Below are 17,834 nucleotides of genomic sequence, written 5' to 3'. Positions count from 1 at the left end.
CATGACGTTCGACACCACCACGGCAGGCGAGCGACACCCGATCGCCCCGCCGAGCGACGCACGCTCGACGGCACAGCCGGCCGCCGTCGACATCCGCGGTCTGCACAAGGTCTTCGGCCAGGGCGACGACGCCGTCGAGGCGATCGGCGGGCTCGACCTGAGGGTCGAACAGGGGGAGTTCGTCAGCGTTCTCGGCGCCTCCGGCTGCGGCAAGTCGACCCTGCTGTCGATCATCGCCGGGCTCGAACCCGCCAGCGCGGGCGACGTGCACGTCGACGGCCCTCAACCGGCGCTGATGTTTCAGGATTCCGCGCTCTTCCCGTGGCTGAGCGTCGGCGAGAACGTCGAGGCTCCCCTGCGATTCAGGGGCGTGCCCTCCGCCGAACGCCGCCAGCGGGCGCAGGAGCTGCTCGCGACGGTGCGGCTCGACGGCGCAGTGGATCGACGACCCCACGAACTGTCCGGAGGCCAACGCCAACGCGTCGCCCTCGCGCGCGCACTCGCCCAGAACGCGCGCCTGCTGCTCATGGACGAACCATTCGCCGCCCTCGACGCCATGACGCGCGACCTGCTCCACGGGGAACTTAGCGACGTGTGGCATCGCGACGGCATGGCCGTCATCTTCGTCACCCACAACGTGCGTGAAGCAGTGCGTCTCGGCCAACGTGTCGTCCTGCTCTCTTCGCGCCCGGGACGCGTCAGCCAGACGTGGGACGTCGACCTGCCACAGCCGCGTGCCATCGAGGACGCAGGCGTCGGTGAGCTGTCCCGCGAGATCACCTCGCGCCTGCGAGAGGAGATCAGTCGTCATGCCCACGCCTGAGTTCGACATGCGCGAGGAGGATCCGTTCGAGGCCAGTGCCCGACGGCACCGCTCGCCCGGCCCCACGAGATCGATGATCAGTGACGACGACGTCACCTCCGGACTAGACGCGCTCGAACAGGCTCAGGCGCAGCGCCGACGCCGCGTCGACCCGCTGTCCGTGCTAGCGCCGCTGGGTGCGCTCGCGATCGTGGTCCTCGCCTGGCAGGTTCTCGTGTGGGCACACGTCAAACCGGCCTGGGTGCTCCCTCCGGTCACCGACATCGCTCGGGCCCTGTGGACCTCCCTCACCTCGGGGGAGGCGCTCGACGCGATCTGGGTCAGCCTGCGACGCGGCGCGGTGGGCTTCGCGCTCTCTCTCGTGCTCGGCACGACACTCGGGCTCGTCGTCGGCCGCGCGAGACTGGCGCGGCGCGCCTTCCGACCGCTGCTCGCAGCGATGCAGTCCCTGCCGTCGGTCGCGTGGGTGCCCTTCGCCGTCATGATGTTCTACCTCAGCGACACGACGATGTACGCCGTGATCCTGCTGTCCGCAGTGCCCTCGATCGCCATGGGATTGATCGGCGGGTTGGATCAGGTCCCGCCTCTGTTCGAACGAGCCGGCCGGGCCCTCGGAGCGAGTCGCACGCAACTCGTGCGTCACGTCCTCCTGCCGGCGGCCATGCCGACCTATCTCGGCGGCATCAAGCAGGGCTGGGCGTTCGCCTGGCGTTCCCTCATGGCCGCCGAGCTCATCGTGCAGTCGCCCAAGCTCGGATTCGGTCTCGGTTCGATGCTCAACCAGGGGCAGGCGAACTCGGACATGCCAGCCGTGATGGCCGCGATCGTTCTCGTGCTCGTCGTCGGGTTGGCCGTGGAGGTGCTGCTCTTCGGCCCGATCGAGCGGCGCATGCTGCACCGTCGGGGCCTCGCGCCGTCGTAGGGCTGACCTGCGGCGAGCCGGGACGCTCCGGTCTCGGGCGACGACGGCTCCTCGCGCGTCACGATAGACTCAGGGGCGATGCGCAGGCACGACGCCTGCGCATTCGTCACCTCACGGCTCGTGCCGCGGGCGACGGGTGCACGGCACGGCGACAACTCCAGGAGGCGCGAGTGAGCAACTCGGAACAGACGATCATCGACACGATTCTGCCGAAGCTCGAACCACTGGGTCTCCTCGTCGAGGACGTCACCGTCGTGCCTGCCGGCAAGCGCCGCCTCGTGCGCGTGCTCGTCGACCGCGACGTCGCCCTCGAGACGGCGGTCGAGGAATCGATCGAGCCCGTCACGCTCGACGAGGTCACGGACGCCACGCGCGTCATCGACGCAGAACTCGAGGCGAGCGACGTCATGGGCGAACAGCCCTACGTCCTCGAGGTCAGCTCACCCGGCACCGACCGTCCGCTGACGCTGCCGCGCCACTTCGCGCGCAATGTCGGCCGCCTCGTCACCGTCACCCTCGACGACGAGTCGAAGGTCGCCGGTCGCATCACCCGCGCCGACGCCCAGACGGTGGAGGTGACGCCCGAGCAGGGCGGCAAGAAGGCGGGGGCGGCCGTTGACGCCGAGCCCGCCCGACTCAATTACACATCGATCACCGGCGCCAAGGTGCAGGTGGAATTCACGCGCGGCGACGACGCCGACGCCGTGGGAGAGGACGTCTGATGGACATCGACATGGCTGCACTGCGCGCCCTGGAGCGGGAGCGCGAGATTCCGATGGACGTCATCGTCCCCGCCATCGAGCAGGCGCTGCTGCTCGCGTACCAGAAGGAGGAGGGCTCCTACCGCCGGGCGCGCGTCGAGCTCGACCGCCGCACGGGTCATGTCGTCGTGTGGGCGCGCGAGGACGGCGAGAAGCAGGAGGACGGCACCTGGAGCGAGCCCGGCCCCGAGTTCGACGACACCCCCAAGAACTTCGGGCGCGTCGCCGCGGGTACGGCCCGTCAGGTCATCATGCAGCGCATGCGTGACGTCGAGGACGAGGCCATCCTCGGTGACTTCATCGGCAAGGAAGGCGACATCGTCTCCGGCACGATCCAGCAGAGCCTCGACTCGCGGTTCGTCAAGGTCGACTTCGGCACCGTGGAGGGCATCCTGCCGACTGCGGAGCAGGTGCCAGGGGAGACCTACCGTCACGGCGAGCGTCTGCGCTGCTACGTCGTGTCCGTGCGCCGCGGCCCGAAGGGCCCGCAGATCTCGCTGTCGCGCACCCACCCCAACCTCGTGCGCAAGCTGTTCGCGATGGAGGTGCCCGAGATCGCCGACGGTAGCGTCGAGATCGCCGCGCTCGCGCGCGAGGCGGGTCACCGCACCAAGATCGCGGTGCACGCCACGAAGCCCGGCATCAACGCCAAGGGCGCCTGTATCGGCCCGATGGGTCAGCGCGTGCGCGCCGTCATGAGCGAGCTGCAGGGCGAGAAGATCGACATCGTCGACTACTCGCGCCAGCCCGATGAGTTCATCGCCGCGGCGCTGTCGCCGTCGCGCGTCGAGTCGGTCGAGGTCGTCGACCCGAAGGCCCGAGCCGCCCGCGTCGTCGTGCCCGACTTCCAGCTCAGCCTCGCCATCGGCAAGGAGGGCCAGAACGCCCGTCTCGCGGCGAAGCTGACGGGGTGGCGCATCGACATCCGGCCCGACACCGCGCTCGCCGACGGCGGGCGTGACGACGAGTCGGCCCGCTGAGCGCGCGCCCTCAGACGTCTCGCGCGCACCCCGGCCATCGAGCGTGGCCGGGGTGCGCGCATTTCGTCGCGGAGCTGTGCGGGGGTAGGGTAGGTCTTGAACGGTGACAGATGTGAAGGTGGGGTGCGTGTGAACGTGCCGATCCCGAACGTCGAGCTCTCCCGGCCCGCAGAACCGCAGCGAACCTGCATCGGGTGCCGGGGCAAGGGCGGCCGTTCCGTTTTGCTGCGCATCGCAGTGAGCGAGGACGGCGCCACCCTGGTGCTCGACTCGCGCAAGGCGATGCCCGGTCGAGGAGCCTGGCTCCACGCCGACACGACGTGCCTCGAACAGGCCACCAAGCGTCGGGCATGGGCACGAGCACTTCGTCTGCACACCGCGGTCCACACCGCGACGCTGCAGGAACACGTGGCGGCCGAGATCGCCCGCCTGCCGTCGCCCGACGGCGAACACACCATGACCGAAAGCGGGTTTGACGCGATGAGCAACCGATGAGTTCTCACCGATGAACACCTACCCCTCGGCGGTCGGCTGATCCTCCGGGCAAGCAATTGCTCGAAGCCTTGGCCGCCCGTCACCATCTGACAGGAGAAACGTGGCCAAGGTTCGAGTCCACGAGCTCGCCAAGGAGCTCGGAGTCGAGAGCAAGGAACTGCTCGCGCACCTCAAGGCGCAGGGCGAGTTCGTGAAGTCCGCCAGTTCGACGATCGAAGCGCCCGTCGTGCGCAAGATCAAGGAGAACCCCCCGAAGCCGACGAAGGCCGGTGGCGACGCCGCCGACGTGCCGTCGAGCTCCCCGAAGCCGGCTGGCGGTTCGTCCGCCAAGCCCGGCGCCCCCAAGCCGGGCCCGAAGGCGCCTGCTCCCAAGGCTGCCCCAGCCGATGCCGCACCCGCGGCGCCGTCGAAGCCGGCCGAGAGCGCCACCCCGAAGCCTGCGGCCAAGACCGAGTCGGACGCTGCCCCGGCAGCACCCGCCGCGGCGACGCCGTCCGCGCCCAAGCCCGCTGCGGCCGCACCGTCGGCACCGAAGCCCGCTGCTGCGCGCCCCGGCCCCAAGCCCGGGCCAGCCGCGAAGCCGGCGAGCACGTCGGGTCCGTCGCGTGGCGAGCGTTCGGAGTGCCCCGAGCGTTCCGGCAACCGTCCCGGCCCGCGCCCCGGCGCACCGCGTCCGGGCAACAACCCGTTCAGCTCCAACCAGGGCATGGGCCGTGGTGGCGAGCGTCGTGGCGGCGAGCGCACCGAGCGCCGTGACGGCGGTGAGCGTCGCGAGAGCGGCGCACGCCCCGGCAACAATCCGTTCGCGCCGAGCCAGGGCATGCCGCGTCCCGGCGGCAACCGTGGCCCCGCAGGCTCCGGTGGCCCCCGTCCCGCGGGTGCGGCAGGTCCGCGTCCCGGCGGTTCCGCCGGTGCCGGTGGCCCCCGTCCCGGTGGTCCGCGCCCCAACCCGGGCATGATGCCGTCGCAGGCGGCCGTGCCGCGTCCCGGTGAGCGTCCCGCCCGTGGTGGCGGTGGCGGTCGTCCCGGTGCGGGTGGTCGTCCCGGCGGCGGCGGTTTCGCCGGTCGTCCCGGTGGCGGCGGTCGTGGCCCCGGTGGCCGCGGCGGCACCCAGGGTGCGTTCGGTCGCGGTGGCAGCAAGGTGCGCGGCCGCAAGAGCAAGCGCGCGAAGCGTCAAGAGTTCGAGCAGATGCAGGCGCCGTCGATCGGTGGTGTGAGCGTTCCTCGCGGCAACGGTTCGACGATCATCCAGGTGCGTCGCGGTGCGTCGCTGACGGACTTCGCCGACAAGATCGACGCGAACCCCGCATCGCTCGTCACCGTGCTGTTCCACCTCGGTGAGATGGCGACGGCGACGCAGTCGCTGGACGAGGACACGTTCCAGCTGCTCGGCGCCGAGCTCGGCTACGACATCCGTGTCGTCTCCCCGGAGGAGGAGGAGCGCGAGCTCTTCGGCCAGTTCAACATCGACCTCGACGCCGAGGCCGAGGGCGAGAGCGACGACGTGCTCGAGCAGCGTCCGCCGGTCGTCACCGTCATGGGTCACGTCGACCACGGAAAGACGCGCCTGCTCGACGCGATCCGCAACGCGGACGTCGCGCAGGGCGAGGCCGGCGGCATCACCCAGCACATCGGTGCCTACCAGGTCCACAAGGAGCACGAGGGCGTCGACCGTCCGATCACGTTCATCGACACCCCGGGTCACGAGGCGTTCACCGCCATGCGTGCCCGTGGAGCGAAGGTCACCGACATCGCGATCCTCGTGGTCGCCGCCGATGACGGCGTGATGCCGCAGACGATCGAGGCGCTCAACCACGCCCAGGCGGCGAACGTGCCGATCGTCGTCGCGGTCAACAAGATCGACGTCGACGGCGCGAACCCGGCGAAGGTGCGTCAGCAGCTCACCGAGTACAACCTCATCGCCGAGGAGTACGGCGGCGACACGATGTTCGTCGACGTCTCGGCCCGCCAGGGTCAGAACATCGACTCGCTGCTCGAGGCCGTGCTGCTCACCGCCGACGCCGCGCTCGACCTGCGTGCGAACCCGAACAAGGACGCCCGTGGTGTCGCGATCGAGGCCAACCTCGACCGTGGTCGCGGTGCCGTCGCGACGGTTCTCGTGCAGTCCGGTACGTTGCGCGTCGGTGACGCCATCGTCACGGGTCAGGCCTACGGACGCGTTCGCGCCATGCTCGACGAGCACGGCCAGAACGTCGCCGAAGCGGGCCCGAGCCGCCCGGTGCTCGTCACCGGTCTGGCCTCGGTGCCGCGCGCCGGTGACACGTTCATCGTCGCTCCGGACGACCGCACGGCCCGTCAGATCGCCGAGAAGCGTGAAGCGGCCGACCGTCAGGCCTCGCTGGCCAAGGCGCGCAAGCGCATCAGCCTCGAGGACCTCAACGAGCACCTCGCGGCGGGCAAGGTCGAGACCCTCAACCTCATCCTCAAGGGTGACGTGTCGGGTTCGGTCGAAGCCCTCGAGGACGCGTTGCTGCAGATCGACGTGGGCGACGACGTCGACCTGCGGATCATCGACCGTGGTGTCGGCGCGATCACGATGAACAACATCAACCTCGCCGTCGCCTCAGACGCCATCATCGTCGGCTTCAACGTTCGCGCCGAAGGCCAGAACGCGGAGTACGCCGAGAAGGAAGGCGTCGAGATCCGCTACTACTCGGTCATCTACCAGGCGATCGAGGAGATCGAGCTCGCCCTCAAGGGCATGCTCAAGCCGGAGTACGAGGAGCGCGAGACGGGCTCCGCCGAGATCCGCGAGATCTTCCGCTCGTCCAAGTTCGGCAACATCGCCGGATCGATGGTCAGGAGCGGCGAGATCAAGCGTGGCGCCAAGGCGCGCATCACGCGCGACGGTGTCGTCATCGTCGAAGGCCTCGAGATCGCCGGTCTGCGACGCTTCAAGGACGACGTCACCGAGGTCCGCGAGGGCTTCGAGTGCGGTATCAACCTCGGTTCGCACAACGACGTCCAGACGGGCGACCTCATCACCACGTACGAGATGGTGGAGATCCCCCGAGCCTGACGCCTCGCCGTGTCCGAGGCGATGACCTCATCGCCTCGGACACATGGTCGGATGCGACCCCGCTCGAACCCCGCACACCGGGGTTCGGGCGGGGTCGCCGTCGTGTATGTCGTGAGTCAGCCGTGGCACCGGGCCACGGCGCTGCGCGGCGCCATGCGGCATCGGCCGCGCGCGGCAGATCGGGCAGAATGGGGCCCGTGACTCTCGACGCTCCCGTGCTGAACCCCGATGTCTCGCCCCCGCCCGACGTGGCGCCGGACGGGCGCCTGCTGCTGCTCGCGCCGTCGTCGAACCGCGTGTACGCGGGGGACGCGGCGCGCCTCAACGCTGCGGAGATCACGCTGCTCGCGGGTGCGCTCGGCATCGAGGCGAGCGTCGAACCCGTCACCGTGGCAGGGGTCGACTACCTCGCCGTCGCCGGTGACGACGACCGGCTCGACCGCGTCGTCTCCGAGGCCAGCGGCGCGTTCGCGCTCTTCGGCGCGCGCGACGGGCTGCTGAGCCCGACCCCGCTGGAGCGACGAAGGCTCTACACCGATGACGTCGTCACGATCCAGAAGTACCAGGGCAAGACGAACGAGCAGTTCACGCACCTGCTGCTCAACGTCACCGCGGCGCTGAGCAAGCGTCCCGCACAGCTGCTCGACGGCACGCTGCACGTCCTCGACCCCATGTGCGGGCGCGGCACAACGCTCAACACGTGTCTGCTGCGCGGCCTCGACATCACCGGCATCGAGGTCGACAAGGGCGACTTCGAGCAGTACCAGGCGTTCATCACGACGTGGCTGCGCACGCACCGCCTCAAGCACGAGATCGACGCGACACAGATCCGTCGCAGCGGCCGCACGTACGGTCGCGCCCTCGAGCTAGAGACGGCTCCCAGCAAGGAGGACTGGAAGGCGGGGCGCACCCAGCAGGTGACGTACCTGTCGATGGACACCACCAAGCTGCCGGACGTCATGCGCCGCGCGAGCGTCGACGTCGTCGTCACTGACCTGCCCTACGGCGTGCAGCACGGCAGCCACGGTAGCAATGGCGAGCGGCTCGCCCGTTCACCGTTGCGCCTGCTCGATCGCGCGCTGCCCGGCTGGCACGACGCGCTGCGCACCGGCGGCACGATCGGCCTCGCGTACAACCGTCACGTCGCCGGGCCCGAGGCGATGGCAGAAGTGCTCGAGGCTCACGGCTTCACCGTCGTGCACGGCCACGGCGTGGACGGCCCGACGCAGGGGCACGTCGCCGCCGACGCCTTCCGTCACCGCGTCGACGCCTCGATCGATCGCGACATCGTCGTCGCGCGCAAGGGCTGAGCGGTACATACGGGACACCCTGATCGGTAACGGCCGCGCCCGGCTGCGTCGTCGAGCCGCCGCCTGCGCCCATCGCCTAGGGTTGGGGCAGTTCACTTCAGCATCAGGAGGCATCCATGGCCGACCAGGCCCGCGCCCGCAAGGTCGCCGACCGCATCAAGTCCCTCGTCGCCGAGTACGTCGAGTTCCGTCTCAAGGACGAGCGCGTCGGCTTCCTCACGATCACCGACGTGCGCGTCACCGGCGACCTGCAGAACGCGTCCGTGTTCTACACCGTCTTCGGCAGCGACGAGGAGCGCGCCGCGACGGCCGAAGCGCTCGCCGACAACAAGGGCCGCATCCGCAGCCACGTCGGCAAGGGCCTCGGCATCCGTCTCACGCCGACGCTCGAGTTCATCGCCGACGCGATCCCCGAGGGCGCCGCACACCTCGAGGACGTGCTCGCCCAGACGCGCGCCCGCGACGAGGAACTGGCCCGTAACCGCTCTACCGCCGCCTACGCGGGCGAGGCGGACCCGTACAAGAAGCCGGCCGAACCCGCCGACGAGGCGTGAGCGAGTCCGCTGCCGAGCAGCGCCCCCGCCGCGAGGCGCGTCCGCAGACGCCCGACGGGCTCGTCCTCGTCGACAAGCCCGCCGGATGGACCTCGCACGACGTCGTCGGCCGCATGCGGCGCCTCGCGAACACGCGCCGCGTCGGCCACGCCGGCACACTCGACCCGATGGCGACGGGCGTGCTCGTGCTCGGCGTCAACAAGGCGACGAAGCTGCTGACGTTCTTCGTCGGGTGCGACAAGGAGTACACCGCGACGATTCGCCTCGGCCAGACGACGATCACCGACGACGCGGAGGGCGGCGTCACGGCCTCGACGCCGTTGACGCGCGCGGAGCTGAGCGACGAGGCCCTCGCGGCGGCCGTCGCCTCGCTCAGCGGCGACATCGAGCAGGTGCCGAGCAGCGTCAGCGCGATCAAGGTCGACGGTAAGCGCTCCTACGCCCGCGTGCGTGGGGGAGAGGACGTCGCCCTCGCCGCGCGTTCCGTCACCGTCAGCCGCTTCGAGGTGCTCGACGTGCGTGAGGCGAGCACGGACGACGGCATGCCCGTGGTCGACCTCGACGTCGTCGTCGAGGTGACCTCGGGTACCTACGTGCGCGCCCTCGCCCGCGATCTCGGCGCCGCGCTCGGCGTCGGCGGGCACCTGACAGCGCTGCGGCGCACCCGCGTCGGCGCGTTCACCCTCGAGGACGCGGCGACGCTGGAGACGATCGCCGAGCAGGCCGGGCACGGCGGCGTCCCGCGCGTCATCCCGATGGCGCAGGCCGCGGCGGATTCCTTCGTCGTCCACGATCTCGACGCCGAGGAAGAACGCGCCCTCGGGTACGGCCAGCGGATCGCCTCGGCGCACCGCGGGGAGGAGACGGTCGCGGCGATCGCGCCCGACGGGCGTCTCGCCGCGATCCTGGACGAGCGAGCCGCCACCGCGAAGTCGCGCGTCACCTTCCCGGCCTGAGCCTTCAGGCAGCGCGCGCCGCGGTCACCACCCGCGGCGCCCGCAGCGCCCGCGACGCACGCCACGCTCGCGCAGGTGCGAAGCTGTCGCACCGGGCGGTAAGGTGACGCTGCAACGCACGACGAGACGAAGGATGGGTGATGAGCCGTCTGACCGGCTGGTGGCACGGGTTCAACGCCCACGAGAAGCGCTCGATCCTCGGCATGGCGGGTTTCGTCGCGCTGCTGCACGTCGTGGGGTGGGGGGTGCTCGCGTTCGTCGTCGAACCGCAGAACCTGCAGATCACCTCGGACGGGCACAAGCAGCTGTTCGGCATCGGCCTCGGCCTCACCGCCTATACCCTCGGCATGCGTCACGCCTTCGACGCCGACCACATCGCGGCCATCGACAACACGACGCGCAAGCTGCTCACCGACCGTCGCGAGAACAAGCCCGTGTCGGTCGGTTTCTGGTTCTCCCTCGGCCACTCGAGCGTCGTGTTCACGATGTGTCTGCTGCTCGCGCTCGGGATCAAGGCCATCGCCGGGCCGGTGAAGGACGACGACTCGACGCTGCACCAGTGGCTCGGCGTCTTCGGCCCGACGGTCTCCGGCGTCTTCCTGTGGGTCATCGGCATCCTCAACCTCATGAGTCTCATCGGCATCGTGCGCGTCTGGCGCGGGGCGCGTGAAGGCCGCCTCGACGAGCAAGCGCTCGAGGGGCACCTCGATGGCCGCGGATTCTTCGCCCGCATCCTGCGGGGCGCGACGAAGTCGATCACGAAGCCGGTGCAGATGTACCCGACAGGGTTCCTGTTCGGCCTCGGCTTCGACACGGCCACCGAGATCTCGCTGCTCGTCCTCGCGAGCGGGGCGGCGGCCTTCGCGCTGCCGTGGTATGCGATCCTCACCCTGCCGATCATCTTCGCCGCCGGCATGAGCCTGCTCGACTCGATCGACGGCATCTTCATGTCCCGCGCCTACGAATGGGCCTTCGCCAAACCGCTGCGACGGCTCTACTACAACGCGACCGTGACGGGCCTGTCGGTGTTCGTCGCCCTCGTCATCGGCACGATCGAACTGGCCGGCGTCGTGAGCGACAAGTGGAACATCACGAGCGGCCCGGTCGCCTGGCTGGGTTCGATCCCGCTCGACTCGGTCGGGTACGTCATCGTCGCGCTCTTCGTGCTGACGTGGGCCGGCGCGCTCGCCGTGTGGCGTCTCGCACGCATGGACGAGCGAGAGCTGTCCACGGGCGGATAAGGTGGCGTCGTGCTGCGCCTGACTGACCCCCACGACCTGCCCGCCGACTTCGGGCCCACCGTCGTCACACTCGGAAACTTCGACGGCGTCCACCGCGGCCACGCCGCCGTGATGCAGCGCGTCGCGCAAGAGGCTCACGCCCGTGGGCTCAAGAGCGTCGCCGTGACGTTCGAGCCGCACCCCCTCGCCGTCCTCGCGCCCGACAAGGCGCCCGAGATGCTGACGGGCATGAAGGACCGGCTGTTCCTGCTCGAACAGCTCGGCCTCGACGCCGTCGTCGTCATGCCGTTCACCCGCGAGCTCGCCGCGCAGACGCCGCGCGAGTTCGTAGAGGCGACGTTCGTCGACGCCCTGCATGCGCGCTGCGTCGTCGTCGGCAAGGACACCCGCTTCGGCGTGAAGAACTCCGGCGACATCAGGACGCTGAGCGAGCTGGGGGGCGAGTTCGGCTTCGACGTCATCGCCCTCGACGACGTCGGCCCGGGCGTGCGCTGGTCGTCCTCGCAGGTGCGCGAACTCATCGCGGGCGGCAAGGTCGATGAGGCCGCCGAGGTACTTGGGCGCAACCACTGCGTCGTCGGGGAGGTCGTCAAGGGCTTCCAGCGCGGGCGCGAACTCGGTTTCCCGACGGCCAACCTCGCGCGGGACGCCGAGGGCGTCGTCCCCGCTGACGGTGTGTACGCGGGGTGGCTCGTACGTCGCTCGCTCGCCCAGGACGACCCCGAATACCGCTTGCCCGCCGCCATCAGCGTCGGCACGAACCCGACGTTCGACATCCCCGAGCGCACGGTCGAGGCGTACGTCCTCGACCGCACCGACCTCGACCTGTACGGCGAGATCGTCGCCGTCGAGTTCGTGCAGCACCTGCGCGGCAACGTAAAATTCGACTCGATCGAGGCACTGATCGAGCAGATGACGCGCGACGTCGAGGCGGCACGCGACCTGCTCGCGCCTGCGTGAACGCAGCGCGACGCGAGCCGCGACGCGTCCTCGCCGACCTCGCACGCCTCGACCTCGGCCTGCTGACGGCGGCGGCCGGCCTCACCGTCATCGGCATCCTGCTGACGTGGTCGGCCACCGCACACGTCTCCGGCACCGCCTTCGCCGTGCGCGGCGTCATCAACGCCGTCATCGGAGTGGGCCTCGCGGCGCTCATCATGCGCCTCGATCCGCGGACGTTGCGCGCGCTCGCCCCGGCGATCTACCTCGTCGCGTTGCTCGCCCTCCTCGCCGTCTTGACACCCCTCGGCAGCACGATCAACGGTTCGCGCTCGTGGATCGAAGTGCCCGGCTTCTCGATCCAGCCGTCGGAGATGGCCAAGGTCGCGCTCGCCGTGACGCTCGCGTCCGTCCTCGCCGACCGCGACGACCCGCGCCCCCTCGGCCTGCGGCAGCTGCGGTTGCCGCTCGCCGTCGTCGCCGTGCCCCTGGCGCTCATCATGCTGCAACCCGACTTCGGCTCAGCCGTCGTCCTCACCCTGCTCGCGGTCTCGGCGCTGCTCGTCCCCGGGGTGCGCCGGCGGGTGCTGCTCGGCGCGGGCACCGCGCTCGCGGGAGTCGTCGCCGTCGCCCTGTTCACCCCCGTGCTCGCGCCGTATCAGCGCGACCGGCTGCTCGCGTTCGTCGACCCCACCGCCGACCCGAGTGGCATCGGCTACCAGGTGGCGCAGGTCAAGACGGCCATCGGTTCCGGGGGGTTGTTCGGTGAGGGCTTGTTCGAGGGACGTTCGACGCAGGGCGGGTTCATCCCGTTCCAGTACACCGACTTCGTATTCTCCGTCGCGGGGGAGGAGCTCGGGTTCGTCGGGGCCGTGGGCGTCGTCGCGCTCGAGCTGTTCGTCGTCGTCCGCATGCTGCACGTGGCGCGCCGTTCGGAGGACGATTTCGCGCGCCTCGTCTGCGTCGCGCTCGCCGGATGGTTCCTCGTCCAGACGCTCGAGAACCTCGGGATGAACCTCGGTCTCATGCCCGTCACGGGGGTGCCGCTGCCGTTCGTCTCGTACGGTGGATCGAGCATGTTTTCGTGCTGGGCCGCCATCGGGCTCGTCGGAAACATCCAAAAGACCCGCCGCTCTCGCCTAGGGTGAGGGCTACACCGAAGAAAACTGGCGAGTAACCACTCTGCCGAGTTGCGACTGGAGGCGCCTACCCATGGTCATGAACATCGCCGACGAGAAGTTCGAGCGCGATCTCATCGACAACCGAGCCCGCAGCGTCGCGCATCTGTTCATCGACCGCGTCGCGAAGTCGGGCCAGGACGAGGCGTACCGCTTCCCGCAGGGCGGCGCCTGGAAGTCGATGACGTGGGCGCAGACCGACACGCACGCCCGTCAGATCGCGGCGGGCCTCGTCGCGCTCGGCGTGGACGCCGAGGACCGCGTCGCCATCGCCTCCTCGACCCGCCTGGAGTGGGTCCTCGCGGACCTGGGCAACATGCTCGCCGGCGCGGCGACGACGACCGTGTACCCGACGAGCCAGCTCGCCGACGTCGTCCACATCCTCACCGACTCGGGCTCGCGCGTCGTGTTCGCCGAGGACACCGATCAGGTCGAGAAGCTGCGTAGTGGGCGCGAGCAGATCCCCGACGTCGTCAAGGTCGTCGTCTTCGACGGCGAGGGTGACGGCGAGTGGGTCATGACGCTCGACGAGCTGCGCGAGCTCGGCCGCACCCGTCTCGAGGAGACGCCCGACGTCATCGACGACCGCGTCGCCGGCATCAAGCCGCAGCACCTCGCGACCCTCATCTACACCTCGGGCACGACGGGCAAGGCGAAGGGTGTGCGCCTGTCGCACGACTGCTGGACGTACGAGGCGTCCGCCGTCGACTCGACCGGTCTGCTCAACGTGGGTGACGTGCAGTACCTGTGGCTGCCCTTGTCGCACGTGTTCGGCAAGATGCTGCTGTGCCTGCCGATCCAGGTCGGTTTCCCGACGGTCGTCGACGGTCGCGTCGACAAGATCATCGACAACCTGCCCGAGACGCAGCCGACGTGGATGGGCGCCGCGCCGCGCATCTTCGAGAAGGTGTACGGCAAGATCAACACGATGATGGAGGCCGACGGCGGCGCGAAGCTCAAGCTGTACCGCTGGGCCGTGGAGGTCGGCACGAAGGTGGCCAACGAGCGCGCCGACGGCCGCGAGCCGTCCGGGCGTCTCGCGATCGAGTACAAGCTGGCCGACAAGATCATCCTGTCGAAGATCCGTGCCCGCTTCGGCGGCCACGTGCGCTACTTCATCTCGGGCTCGGCGGCGCTCAACAAGGACATCGCGCTCTGGTTCTCCGCGATCGGCCTGCCGATCCTCGAGGGTTACGGCCTGTCGGAGTCGTCGGCGGCGGCGAGCGTCAACCGTCCCTACCTCGGCGCGAACCAGGTCGGTACCGTCGGTTGGCCGCTGCCGGGCACCGAGTTCAAGCTCGGTGAGGACGACGAACTGCTCGTCAAGGGTCCCGGCGTCATGCAGGGCTACTGGAACCTCGAGCGCGAGACCGCCGAGGTGCTGACAGACGGCTGGTTCCACACCGGTGACATCGGTGAGATCTCCGAGTCGGGCCACATCCGCATCACCGACCGCAAGAAGGATCTGTTCAAGACCTCGAACGGCAAGTACGTCTCGCCCGGCGCCATCGAGGCGATGTTCAAGGGCGTGTGCCCCTACGCCTCGAACCTCGTCGTCGAGGGCGACGGCCGCAAGTTCGTCTCCGCGATCATCACGCTCGACGAGGACGCCATCGCCGAGTGGGCCGAGAAGAACGGCATGGCCGGCAAGAGCTACCGCGACGTCGTGACGAGCGACGCGTGCCGCGAGATGGTGCAGGGCTACGTCGACGAGATGAACCTGCAGCTCAACCGCTGGGAGCAGATCAAGCGCTTCATCATCCTGCCCCGCGACCTGTCGGTCGAGGAGGGCGAGATCACGCCCAGCATGAAGATCAAGCGCCGCGTCGTCGTCAAGAAGTTCAAGGACGACCTCGACGAGCTCTACACCGACTGACGCCCGCCCGCCGCGCGGGCCGACGAACGGGGCATTCGAGGCGATGACGCTCGGGTGCCCCGTTCGCGTGCCCGCACGCGCGCCGAGTCCGCGCAGGTCACGTGTGCCTCAGGTCATCACCACCCTTCGTCTCGCGATAATGTGAGGGGCGTCAAGTCCCTTTGCCGCTTACATCGGCTCGCACTCAGCGATCGGAGGTTGTCCATGTCCAGTGCCCAGCTGCTCACGTCCACCCGTGAGGTCAAGGCCGTCGTCGGGGAGCCCGAGGTCGTCGAGGACACCACCGCGTGGAGCGAGCTCAAGGCCGCATGCGAGGCCATCGCCGCCATGCAGGTCAAGGACGGCTCTCTCGCCCCCGAGGCTGACGCCGGCGCCGCAGGCGCCGAGCTCGAGCGCGCCGTGACGGCGATCGAGGCGCTCGCGCCGTCGTTCCCGCACGACGCCGCCTACCTCGACGCGCTCGTCGTCGACCTGCGCCGGTGGGCCGACCACGGTTTCGGCGTGCCCGACTTCCTCGACTCGCTCGTCGCATTCGACCCGCAGAACCAGCGCGAGGACGGCGTTCGCCACCTCGTCGTGTTCCCGATGTACACCCAGAACGGTTCGTCGAACCGTCACCTCGAGGCCGTCCTCGTCGAGGTGATCTGGCCGGAGTTCATCGACACCCTCGAGCGCGAGTACGAGAACCCGCTGTTCGTGCCGCTGCGCTTCGTCGACTTCACCTCCGGCTACGACACGAACTCGGCGGTGCTGTTCACGGAGACCGTCGCGACGCGTGAGACGCCCGTCTTCACCTGGGGTGCGATCTTCCAGGACCGTGAGGCAGCGCGCTACCGGCGCGTCGTCAGCGAAGCCGCGCGCATCACGAAGCTCGAACTGCCGAGCGGGGCGCAGGCGATGCTCGAGGATCAGTCGCTCACCGAGGCGACCTTCATCATGTGGGATCTCATCCACGACCGCAGCCACATGCGCGGCGATCTCCCGTTCGACCCGTTCATGATCAAGCAGCGCATGCCGTACTTCCTCTACTCGCTCGAGGAGTTGCGCTGCGACCTCACGGCGTTCCGTCACTGCGTCGACCTCGAGCGTCGTCTCGGCGAGCGCGTCGTCGCGGGGGAGAACCTGACCGCCGTGGAGCGTGACACGCTGACGCATGCGCGCGGCGTGCAGTACGCCGTCCTGCTCGATCGGATCTTCCGGTTCGCGCTCACCGGCGGCCGTGTGCGCAACTACGACGGTCTCGGCGGGCAGCTGCTGTTCGCGTGGCTGCACCAGCGTGGCGTGATGAACTGGACGGACTCGAAGCTCACGGTCGAGTGGTCGCGCCTGCCCGCCTGCATCATCGAACTCGCCGACGCCGTCGACGAGCTGTACTGGCGCTCGATCGACCGCCCCAAGGTCGCGCACTGGCTCGCGGCGTACGAGCTGATCCGTTCCGTTCTGACGCCGCACCCGGCGTCGGTGTGGGCGCGCGGGCTGCCCGACGAGGTGCTCGCGGGGCCGCCGAAGGGCTACACCGACGCGGTGCTCGACGACGAGTTCCCGCTGTCGATGTTCTTCGAGGCGCTCGAGCGCAAGATGGCGCCCGTCATCGCCTCGACGCGAGGCATCACGGGCCGCGATGACTGAGGAGACGACGATGAAGCACGAACCGTTCGAGGCGCTGCACGACACCGCGCGGCGCGACTTCGCGTCCGACAACTACGCGGGGATGCACCCCCGCGTCGTCGAGGCGCTCGCCGCGGCCAACGGCGGCCACCAGGGCGCCTACGGTGCGGACGACTACACGCAGCGGCTGCAGGAGGTCGTGCGGGGCCACTTCGGTGACGACGCGATCGCCTACCCGGTCTTCAACGGCACGGGCGCGAACGTCCTCGCGCTGCAGTCGATGCTGCCGCGCTGGGGCGCCGTCATCGCCGCGACGACGGCGCACATCCATGTCGACGAGGGTGGCGCGCCGGAGCGCACCGGCGGGCTCAAGCTGCTCACGGTCGAGACCGAGGACGGCAAGCTCACCCCGGAGCTCATCGACCGCGAGGCGTGGGGTTTCGGGGATGAGCACCGCGCCCAGGCCGGCGTCGTGTCGATCACGCAGTCGAGCGAACTGGGTACGCTCTACACGCCCGACGAGATCGCCGCGATCGCCGAACACGCGCACCGATTGGGGCTCAAGGTGCACCTCGACGGCGCGCGGTTGTCGAACGCCGCCGCCGCGCTGGAGGTGCCGCTGCGCGCCATCACGACGGACGCCGGCGTCGACGCCATCAGCCTCGGTGGCACGAAGAACGGCGCGATGCTCGCCGAGGCCGTCGTGGCGCTGACGCCCGAGGCGTGTGCGGGGCTCGGGTTCTCGCGCAAGTTCCTCATGCAGCTGACGTCGAAGATGCGCTTCGTCTCCGCGCAGTTGCTCGCGCTCTACGACGGTGAGCTGTGGCGCGAGAACGCGACGCGGGCCAACGCTGCGGCGCGGCGCCTGCGGGCCGGGATCGAGGCCGAGCAGGCGCGCGGTGCGCTCGGTGAGGTCGCGTTCACGCAGCCGACGCAGGTCAACGCCGTCTTCGCGACGCTGCCGGCCGACGTCGCGAACCGACTGCGCGAGAGCTACCGGTTCTACGACTGGGACGAGGCACGCGGCGAGGTGCGCTGGATGTGCTCGTTCGACACCCGCGACGAGGACGTCGACGCGTTCGTCGCCGCGCTCGTGGCGGCGTCACGCCGTGGAGGTGAGACGGGCAGCGCCTGAGCGGGCGCCCCGGCGA

15 protein-coding genes are annotated in these 17,834 nt (G+C 69.7%); all 15 read left to right on the top strand.

Annotated features, from left to right (window positions below; genetic code table 11):
* Position 1 precedes the first annotated feature (1 nt).
* The 15 genes from EDC82_RS09005 to EDC82_RS08935 all read left to right on the top strand — a co-directional run bounded on the left by EDC82_RS09005 (position 2) and on the right by EDC82_RS08935 (position 17,818).
* Complete coding sequence (locus EDC82_RS09005; protein WP_006944904.1) at positions 2–823, top strand: ABC transporter ATP-binding protein; 822 nt, start codon at positions 2–4, stop codon at positions 821–823.
* Positions 810–1,745 carry an ABC transporter permease gene (locus tag EDC82_RS09000; RefSeq protein ID WP_006944871.1) on the top strand — a complete coding sequence of 312 codons (936 nt, stop codon included), beginning with the start codon at positions 810–812 and terminating at the stop codon, positions 1,743–1,745. Before EDC82_RS09005 ends, EDC82_RS09000 begins: the two co-directional genes overlap by 14 nt.
* Before the next feature lie 170 nt (positions 1,746–1,915).
* Entirely contained in the window at positions 1,916–2,467 is a 552-nt protein-coding gene (rimP, locus tag EDC82_RS08995) for a ribosome maturation factor RimP (RefSeq protein ID WP_006944929.1), read from the top strand.
* Entirely contained in the window at positions 2,467–3,486 is a 1,020-nt protein-coding gene (gene nusA / locus EDC82_RS08990; RefSeq protein ID WP_006944857.1) for a transcription termination factor NusA, read from the top strand. The genes rimP and nusA overlap by 1 nt, the downstream gene beginning before the upstream one ends.
* 129 nt (positions 3,487–3,615) lie before the next feature.
* Positions 3,616–3,981: a YlxR family protein gene (locus tag EDC82_RS08985; protein WP_050786491.1), complete on the top strand. Its 366-nt coding sequence runs from the start codon at positions 3,616–3,618 to the stop codon at positions 3,979–3,981.
* Between the two features lie 100 nt (positions 3,982–4,081).
* Complete coding sequence (gene infB, locus EDC82_RS08980) at positions 4,082–7,021, top strand: translation initiation factor IF-2 (RefSeq protein ID WP_131941212.1); 2,940 nt, start codon at positions 4,082–4,084, stop codon at positions 7,019–7,021.
* Positions 7,022–7,218: 197 nt separating this feature from the next.
* Entirely contained in the window at positions 7,219–8,331 is a 1,113-nt protein-coding gene (locus tag EDC82_RS08975; RefSeq protein ID WP_006943459.1) for a TRM11 family methyltransferase, read from the top strand.
* Between the two features lie 116 nt (positions 8,332–8,447).
* Positions 8,448–8,885 (top strand): 30S ribosome-binding factor RbfA, encoded by a 438-nt coding sequence (gene rbfA / locus EDC82_RS08970; protein WP_006943469.1) that lies wholly within the window; start codon positions 8,448–8,450, stop codon positions 8,883–8,885.
* Complete coding sequence (gene truB, locus EDC82_RS08965; RefSeq protein WP_131941210.1) at positions 8,882–9,841, top strand: tRNA pseudouridine(55) synthase TruB; 960 nt, start codon at positions 8,882–8,884, stop codon at positions 9,839–9,841. Before rbfA ends, truB begins: the two co-directional genes overlap by 4 nt.
* Before the next feature lie 140 nt (positions 9,842–9,981).
* Positions 9,982–11,082 carry a HoxN/HupN/NixA family nickel/cobalt transporter gene (locus EDC82_RS08960; protein WP_006943463.1) on the top strand — a complete coding sequence of 367 codons (1,101 nt, stop codon included), beginning with the start codon at positions 9,982–9,984 and terminating at the stop codon, positions 11,080–11,082.
* Positions 11,083–11,091: 9 nt separating this feature from the next.
* Positions 11,092–12,042, top strand: coding sequence for a bifunctional riboflavin kinase/FAD synthetase (locus tag EDC82_RS08955; RefSeq protein ID WP_062257570.1), 951 nt, complete (start codon positions 11,092–11,094; stop codon positions 12,040–12,042).
* Positions 12,039–13,169 (top strand): rod shape-determining protein RodA, encoded by a 1,131-nt coding sequence (gene rodA, locus EDC82_RS08950; RefSeq protein WP_131941208.1) that lies wholly within the window; start codon positions 12,039–12,041, stop codon positions 13,167–13,169. The genes EDC82_RS08955 and rodA overlap by 4 nt, the downstream gene beginning before the upstream one ends.
* A gap of 64 nt (positions 13,170–13,233) precedes the next feature.
* Positions 13,234–15,075 carry a long-chain fatty acid--CoA ligase gene (locus tag EDC82_RS08945; RefSeq protein ID WP_131941206.1) on the top strand — a complete coding sequence of 614 codons (1,842 nt, stop codon included), beginning with the start codon at positions 13,234–13,236 and terminating at the stop codon, positions 15,073–15,075.
* A gap of 204 nt (positions 15,076–15,279) precedes the next feature.
* Positions 15,280–16,704 (top strand): DUF6421 family protein, encoded by a 1,425-nt coding sequence (locus tag EDC82_RS08940; RefSeq protein ID WP_074045574.1) that lies wholly within the window; start codon positions 15,280–15,282, stop codon positions 16,702–16,704.
* A gap of 10 nt (positions 16,705–16,714) precedes the next feature.
* On the top strand, positions 16,715–17,818 hold the full coding sequence (locus EDC82_RS08935) for a low specificity L-threonine aldolase (protein WP_074045624.1): 1,104 nt from the start codon (positions 16,715–16,717) through the stop codon (positions 17,816–17,818).
* Positions 17,819–17,834 lie beyond the last annotated feature (16 nt).

It is taken from the genome of Dermacoccus sp. SAI-028 (genome assembly GCF_004346775.1).
GTDB lineage: Bacteria > Actinomycetota > Actinomycetes > Actinomycetales > Dermatophilaceae > Dermacoccus > Dermacoccus nishinomiyaensis.
This window is presented reverse-complemented; position numbering and strand designations above follow the sequence as displayed.

Bases quoted from the DNA above. Each gene is read 5' to 3' on its own strand.
- EDC82_RS08940 (WP_074045574.1), top strand. From the start codon at position 15,280: ATGTCCAGTGCCCAGCTGCTCACGTCCACCCGTGAGGTCAAGGCCGTC.
- nusA (WP_006944857.1), top strand. From the start codon at position 2,467: ATGGACATCGACATGGCTGCACTGCGCGCCCTGGAGCGGGAGCGCGAG.
- EDC82_RS09005 (WP_006944904.1), top strand. From the start codon at position 2: ATGACGTTCGACACCACCACGGCAGGCGAGCGACACCCGATCGCCCCG.
- rbfA (WP_006943469.1), top strand. From the start codon at position 8,448: ATGGCCGACCAGGCCCGCGCCCGCAAGGTCGCCGACCGCATCAAGTCC.
- EDC82_RS08960 (WP_006943463.1), top strand. From the start codon at position 9,982: ATGAGCCGTCTGACCGGCTGGTGGCACGGGTTCAACGCCCACGAGAAG.
- EDC82_RS09000 (WP_006944871.1), top strand. From the start codon at position 810: ATGCCCACGCCTGAGTTCGACATGCGCGAGGAGGATCCGTTCGAGGCC.
- EDC82_RS08945 (WP_131941206.1), top strand. From the start codon at position 13,234: ATGGTCATGAACATCGCCGACGAGAAGTTCGAGCGCGATCTCATCGAC.
- EDC82_RS08935 (WP_074045624.1), top strand. From the start codon at position 16,715: ATGAAGCACGAACCGTTCGAGGCGCTGCACGACACCGCGCGGCGCGAC.